Origin of the sequence: Proteiniphilum sp. UBA1028 (assembly GCF_002316955.1) — a bacterium.
Classification (GTDB): domain Bacteria; phylum Bacteroidota; class Bacteroidia; order Bacteroidales; family Dysgonomonadaceae; genus Proteiniphilum.
Genome location: NZ_DCEN01000012.1, coordinates 79,762 through 82,826 on the forward strand (window position 1 = coordinate 79,762; position 3,065 = coordinate 82,826).

5 protein-coding genes are annotated in these 3,065 nt (G+C 34.6%); all 5 read left to right on the forward strand.

Going from position 1 to position 3,065, the window contains the following annotated elements:
* On the forward strand, positions 1 to 213 hold a 213-nt coding region (locus B3Z75_RS01745), incomplete at its 5' end, for an NVEALA domain-containing protein (protein WP_294067112.1).
* A 4-nt stretch (positions 214 to 217) separates the two neighbouring features.
* Positions 218 to 1,282 (forward strand): BF3164 family lipoprotein, encoded by a 1,065-nt coding sequence (locus tag B3Z75_RS01750; RefSeq protein ID WP_294067114.1) that lies wholly within the window; start codon positions 218 to 220, stop codon positions 1,280 to 1,282.
* Between the two features lie 75 nt (positions 1,283 to 1,357).
* On the forward strand, positions 1,358 to 1,531 hold the full coding sequence (locus tag B3Z75_RS14235) for a DUF1573 domain-containing protein (RefSeq protein WP_414702843.1): 174 nt from the start codon (positions 1,358 to 1,360) through the stop codon (positions 1,529 to 1,531).
* Positions 1,532 to 1,553: 22 nt separating this feature from the next.
* A complete protein-coding gene (locus B3Z75_RS01755; RefSeq protein ID WP_294067116.1) occupies positions 1,554 to 1,799 on the forward strand; it encodes an NVEALA domain-containing protein in 246 nt (81 codons plus the stop codon).
* Between the two features lie 69 nt (positions 1,800 to 1,868).
* Positions 1,869 to 3,014, forward strand: coding sequence for a DUF4221 family protein (locus tag B3Z75_RS01760; RefSeq protein ID WP_294067118.1), 1,146 nt, complete (start codon positions 1,869 to 1,871; stop codon positions 3,012 to 3,014).
* Positions 3,015 to 3,065: the final 51 nt, after the last annotated feature.

The following is a 3,065-nucleotide window of genomic DNA, read 5'->3' on the forward strand; positions in this document are numbered from 1 at the left end:
GCAACCGCAGGTTTCGGAGTGCAAAAAAGGTTGAAAAGTGATGTCGGTCTTTCGACTTTGGCGTTAAATAATGTAGAAGCACTTGCGAATGGGGAGTTTCCTGATCCTACTGTTATTTGTATACATAATTGTACACTCTGTGGATGTTATATTCCACCAATGGATATTGATCCGGAAGGTCATTGGGTACATAATGCGCAACCTTATAAATAATCGAATGAAAACAATGAATCAAATTTCAAGAAACGTATTAAACGGAATCGTCTTAATTGTTATAATACCCATTTTATCATGTAATAAGACAATCAATCATCCGATCCTGCATTTCGAGAAAAGTCCTATACATAAGTTAACTCACACAAGAGTGATTGATTTGGAAGAATTTGATATATTAAAACCAGCCCACGTAATTCGAAAAAATGATTCGTACATGATCTGGGATCTTAATAACGAGAAAATGCTACATTTAGTTGATTTTAACACAAAAAAATTAATAAACGGCATTAAAAAAGGAAGTGGACCGGGAGAAGTTGTAGCCATAATCGACCTTCAATTTAAAGACGATAGTTTTTTTATATTCGATCCCGATAGACAGAAAGTAAACCAGGTCGATATATCATCTGATACAACATTCACATTAAAAGAGGTCATGGATATTAATTCCGATAAAAGAATATTTTCAGCAAACTATCAGGGTTCCCATCTGATAGCTAACGGACTATTTGACGATGCATGGTTGGTTACTTTGAAAGAAAATGGGGAGATAACATCAAAAGTGGACTTTCCTGGTTTTGAAGAGACCAGCAATACAACTGGAATGGAGTTATCCTTATTATATCTTAGTACGCGCATAGCAAATAAACCGGATAATAAGAAAGTGGTTGCCGCAACACAAAGCTTTGCGGTATTATCTTTTCTCAATTATATTGACGGATTAATATTGGAAGAATATAAACAGATAAAATATTACGGGCCAGACTTCACTCTACCGGAGAGAGGCGGCATTGCCTGGTCTAAAGATGGTCAGGTAGGATTTTGTGGGCTGGATTGTGATGATGAATTTGTATATGCCTTATACTCAGGAAGAACATTTGAGGAATATGGAATGCTCAGTCATCATTGTGAACATTTATTGGTATATGACTGGGATGGAAATCCTGTGAAACATTACACATTGGATATCCCACTCTTTTCAATGAAATATGACAGTGAGAAAAACACAATTTACGGAATAGGATATAATCCCGAAGGTATTTTTGTAGAGTATCAATTAGATGATTGAGTCCCCTCCGATAAGTCGTTTTTATCATAATTGTTTCATATTTTACACTGTTTTTCAGCTAATTAAAAATTAACAATGGCATACAAAACGGAATTTGATTTGGGGACTATCCCAAAAGGAGATGCCAAAACGGTAAGCGTTTCAATAAAAAATGTGGGCGAATCCCCTTTTATGATATTCGACACTCGTGCATCGTGCGGATGCACGCATATTGGATATGAAAAGAGGCATCAATCAATAATTTATTAACGACTAAATTTTTATTCGTAGGATGAAGAAAATTTTATCGGGTGTATTTGCCCTCGCACTCCTCGCAACCGCAGGTTTCGGAGTGCAAAAAAGGTTGAAAAGTGATGCCAATCTGAGTGATTTGGCGTTGAGCAATGTGGAAGCACTTGCGAGAAATGAAAATGATGAAAAAATGGTCGGATACAAATGTAAGAATCCAAATGATGGAGTAGGTTGTGGCGATATCGGCCAAACCGGTCCTGCTTGTAGTGTAAAAAGATATTGTTAACGTACTATCATATCCTGCTTTGAATATCTTATCTTCCAAAGCAGAATATGGCTTCTATTTTATTGGAATATGAATTACAAGATATTAATCACCATCCTATGGATATTTCTTTTATCATGCAATGATAAGAGGAGTAACTTTATAGACAATACCGTAAGTAATAAACAAATTTCAGACATAACCGCAACTGAAAAATTTATCAAATTAGATAGCATCCATTTGAAGAATTATCCTATTCAAACATTCTCAAGCAAAAACCAATATGAATATTTGATTGGTTACAATTACCAAACCCACAATCTCGATATATTTAATCTTAATCAGAAGACTATTGAAAGCATACCTTTGTATGGAGAAGGTCCAAATGCAATTCATAGGGATATCAATGGGATCTATTCCAACACCCTAGATTCAATATGGCTTTATTCAATCAATACGTCCTATTTACTACGACGTGATGGAATAATTATCAGTAAAATCAATCTACCGGTTGATGCCGGTGAATACATCATTAATACAACGAATTATTCCAATGCAACAATAAAAATTCATTATCATCCGGAAAGGAATTCTATCTTTTATACGACTGTCAATCCGGGCAAGAAAAATTATTTTTACATGAACGAATTCTCCATTCGTTCTGGAAATGTGAAAAAAACATTGCTTGAATATACGGATGCTGAAGATGGGATAGGCAAGAATTATGGGTGGATGCAACATCCCAATGTAACATGCAATGATCGTCTAATCATATTTAACTTTCCATTTAATTCCAATATTTATGTATTAGATATCGATTCTGGCATAATAAGTAAACATGGGGGAAAAAGTTCTTTTACCGATAACATCGCAAACAAAACTTTTAAAATATCTGTAGAAGATTGGGATAGACATTTAATAGAAAATGTTCATTTTTATGAGGTAAATTATGATAAGTTCCGTGATTGCTATTACAGAATTCACGTAAATGGTCTGGAGTTTATCCCAAAAATTTCATTCCCTGAACAACTAAATAATAAAAGGCTATACCTGACTATTTTCGATAATCAATTTAATTACGTAAAAGAGATACCGTTAGCAATGGATAGTTATAATGTTATCGGAGGATGGGGAGTCGTGAAGACTGGATTACTTTTAATAAAGGACAATCCAAACAATTTACAATTCAATTACGAGGAACTGCAATACGATATCGTATCATTCTCCCTTCAGTAGCACTGAAGTCTGGAACCCATCCTTTTGTTACGTCAACTGGAGAAAATACAT

What these genes read in the sequence shown, in the direction of transcription:
- B3Z75_RS01750 (WP_294067114.1), top strand. Translation starts at nt 218, where the DNA reads ATGAAAACAATGAATCAAATTTCAAGAAACGTATTAAACGGAATCGTC.
- B3Z75_RS14235 (WP_414702843.1), top strand. Translation starts at nt 1,358, where the DNA reads ATGGCATACAAAACGGAATTTGATTTGGGGACTATCCCAAAAGGAGAT.
- B3Z75_RS01755 (WP_294067116.1), top strand. Translation starts at nt 1,554, where the DNA reads ATGAAGAAAATTTTATCGGGTGTATTTGCCCTCGCACTCCTCGCAACC.
- B3Z75_RS01760 (WP_294067118.1), top strand. Translation starts at nt 1,869, where the DNA reads ATGAATTACAAGATATTAATCACCATCCTATGGATATTTCTTTTATCA.